The following is a 3,497-nucleotide window of genomic DNA, read 5'->3' as shown; positions in this document are numbered from 1 at the left end:
ACCCTGGAGGCCCCGCCCCCCTGACAGGGAAGCACCGTGCTCAACAAGGGAACCGGATGCTCCTGGGTGACCCTTGGCCAGGCTCCGGTGTCCTGGCGGCCGTCGGGGAGGCGACGTGCCGACCGCCCCCCGGTCCAATCCCACGCGGAACCACCTCTGCTCAATCTCCGTCTCGGCGCCAAGGGTGGTGGGCCCGCTGCATTCGCGGGACGGGAAGAGGGGAACGCAGTGAACACCGTGATGAATGATGCTCAGCGCGTGCGCGTAGCCCGGATTGCGACGGAGGCCGAGGACATCTTGTCGTACGAGCTGGTCCCGGAAGAAGGTGGCGAGCTGCCGGCTTTCGAGCCCGGCGCCCACCTGGACGTGCGCGTCCCCGGCAAGGACTCCGCGCTGCGCTCGTACTCACTCTGCAACGACGCGGAAGAGACGCACCGGTACGTCATCGCCGTGCAGAAGGATGCGCGGGGCCGCGGCGGCTCGCGCGCCATGCACGAGCGCGTGCGGGAAGGCGACGTCCTGGTGGTCAGCACGCCGCGCAATGACTTTCCCTTGATGTTCGCGCGCAGCTACCTGCTGGTGGCGGGCGGCATCGGCATCACCCCGCTGCTGTCCATGGCGCGACAGCTCCAGCGCACCGGGGCGAACTACGTCTTGTACTACTGCGTCCGCGCTCCCGAGCGCGCCGCGTTCCGCGAGCTCCTGTCCTCCGCGCCGTTCGCGGACCGGGTGCGCTTCCACTTCGACGGGGGAGACCCGAACAAGGGGCTCGACGTGTCGGGGCTGCTGTCCACGCGCGGGCCGGGCACGCGGCTGTACTGCTGTGGCCCGACGGGCTTGATGAAGGCCGTGCGCGAGGCCTCCACGCGCCACCGCTGGCCCTGGGAGAAGGTCCACTTCGAGTCCTTCGGCGCCGAAGGCAACAGCGTCGCCCTGGGCAAGGAGGACACCGACTTCGAGGTGACCATCCGCAGCACGGGTCAGGTGCTCAGCGTGCCCAAGGGCCAGTCGGTGCTCAACGTGCTGCGCCGCAATGGCCTGCGCGTGCCCAGCGACTGCGAGGCCGGCTCCTGTGGCACCTGCGTCACCCGCGTCTGCGAGGGACAGCCCGAGCACCGCGACACCTTCTTCCAGCAGGAACCCGCCGGCGATGAGCGCATGCTCATCTGCGTGTCGCGCGCTCGCTCCAAGCGGCTGGTGCTGGATTTGTGACCAGGCGGGCTCGGGCCACCTCGGCCCGAACCAGCGCCCGCAGAGCCTCCGGGTCGAAGGGCTTCTCCACGCGCGGGTTCTCCACCCGCTCCAGGAAGGTGCGCGCCGTCGGAGTGAAGGCCCCTCCGGTGATGAACACCACCCGCTCCGCCACGGCTGGCGCCGTGCGCACGAGCGCCTCGTAGAGGTCCATCCCCGTCATCTCCGGCATCATCAGGTCACACAGCACCACGTCGTAGCGCTGGGGCTCGGGGGCCACCAGTCGCTCCAGCGCCTGCCGCGCGCTCACCACCACGTCCACGTCGTTCTCTCGCGCCAGCGTGCGACGGATGGCACCGCTCACCAGGGCGTCGTCGTCCACCACCAGCACCCGCCCCCGGACCGGCGGCGAGTTCTCGGCTCGGACGGGCTCCGTCGTCACCGATGGCGTCCCGACACGAGCACCAGCGTCGAGAGGAGGGCTCGTCGGCGCCCGGGCCAGCGACTCCGGGGCCGTGATGGGAGCACGTGCCTCGGGGCTCGCGCCACTCTCGGCGGAGAAGGGAGACACGGGGCCCGGGAGTCGTGCGGAGCCCGCGTCCATCACGAGGCCCGCCGCCGTGCCACGCGGAGCTGGAAAGCCCACGGGCTCGGACACCGGCGGGTAGCCCGTGGGTGAAGTATCGCGCTCCGTCGCCTGCCTGGCTCCGTGCGGTGACTCCCAGATGGTCGGGGAGCTCGTCGGTGAGGACGGGCGCTCCATCGCGGACCGCATGCCCTGCGATGACTCGGGCACCGTCGGGTAGCCCGTGGGCGAGGACGCGCGCTCCATCGCCGACCGCATGCCCTGTGACGACTCAGGCACCACCGGGTAGCCCGTGGGCGAGGCCGTGCGCTCCAGCGCCGACCGCATGCCCTGCGACGACTCAGGCACCACCGGGTAGCCCGTGGGCGAGGCCGTGCGCTCCAGCGCCGACCGCATGCCCTGTGACGACTCGGGCACCACCGGATAGCCCGTGGGCGAGGCCGTGCGCTCCGTCGCGGACCGCATGCCCTGTGATGACTCGGGCACCACCGGGTAGCCCGTGGGCGAGGCCGTGCGCTCCGTCGCGGACCGCATGCCCTGTGATGACTCGGGCACCACCGGATAGCCCGTGGGTGAGGGCGTGCGCTCCAGCGCGGACAGCGTGTTCTGTGACGACTCGGGCACCACTGGATAGCCCGTGGGTGAGGACGTGCGCTCCCTCGTGGACCACGTGCCCTGTGCCGACTCGGACACCGTCGGATGGCCCTTGGGTGAGGGCTCGCGCTCCGTCACCGGCCTCGGCTCGGACACCGTGGCGTAGCCCGTGGGTGACGAGGGACGCTCCGTCACGGGACGCGCGAGCGGAGCTGACTCCGGAACTGTCGGGTGGCCCAGGGGAGACGACGGACGCTCCGTCACGGACCGCGCCCCGGGCACCGTCGGGTAACCCGTGGGCGATGACGGACGCTCCCGCGCGGACCTCGACTCCGACTCCGCCGCGCGCTCACCCGAGCCTCTGACCGCGGCCCACCCGCTCCCCGACACCTGCCCTCGTGCATCCGACAACGAGTCCCGCGACCGCCCCCGCGCCTCCGAGCTCAAGGCCGCGCCCACTTCCCTCGCGCGACGCAACGTCACCCGGAACACCGAGCCGCGACCCAGCTCACTCTCCACGGAGATGGTGCCGCCCATCGCCGTCACATACGCATGGCACAACGACAACCCCAGCCCCGTGCCCACGCCCACCGGCTTCGTCGTGTAGAACGGGTCGAAGATGCGCCCGAGCGACTCCGGTGAAATCCCGCTCCCCGTGTCGCGCACCTCCGCCACCACCCACCCGTCCGGCCCACCGCGAGTCACCAGGCGCACCTCGTTCTCCTCCGCCCGGCCCTCCGGCAACGCCTGCGCCGAGTTGATGAGCAGGTTCAGGAACACCTGCGCCAACCGCGCCTCGTTCCCCTCCACCCACGTCACGTCCCCGTAGTCGCGCACCACCTTCGCGCGCGGGCGCAGCTCGCCCATCGCTATCTTCACCGCCGAGTCGAGCACCGCCCCCAGCTCCACCGGCCCCTGCTTCTCGTCGTCCGGCCGCGAGAAGGTCTTCAAGTCCCGGACGATGCGGCGCACCCGGTCCGCGCCATGCAACGCCTCGCGCAGCGCCTGCCCCACCTCGCGCAGTCGTGTCCCCGCGTCCCGCGCCTCTCCCAGCTCACGCGCGAGCGCGTCCGACTCCTCGCTCGCGTGCTCCAGGTTCGACACGATGTACGCCAGCGGGTTGTTG

At 71.4% G+C, this 3,497-nt stretch carries 2 protein-coding genes; one reads left to right on the top strand and one right to left on the bottom strand.

Annotation, left to right across the window (positions count from 1 at the left end; translation table 11 throughout):
- The first annotated feature begins 240 nt into the window (after positions 1-240).
- Positions 241-1,212, top strand: coding sequence for a PDR/VanB family oxidoreductase (locus HR086_RS45600; protein ID WP_141645653.1), 972 nt, complete (start codon positions 241-243; stop codon positions 1,210-1,212).
- On the opposite strand, the gene HR086_RS49060 is transcribed toward HR086_RS45600, so the two are convergent.
- The coding region (locus tag HR086_RS49060; protein WP_254626747.1) for an ATP-binding protein at positions 1,163-3,497 on the bottom strand (2,335 nt) is incomplete at its 5' end. The genes HR086_RS45600 and HR086_RS49060 overlap by 50 nt on opposite strands.

Origin of the sequence: Myxococcus sp. CA039A (assembly GCF_013336645.1) — a bacterium.
GTDB lineage: Bacteria > Myxococcota > Myxococcia > Myxococcales > Myxococcaceae > Myxococcus > Myxococcus llanfairpwllgwyngyllgogerychwyrndrobwllllantysiliogogogochensis.
This window is presented reverse-complemented; position numbering and strand designations above follow the sequence as displayed.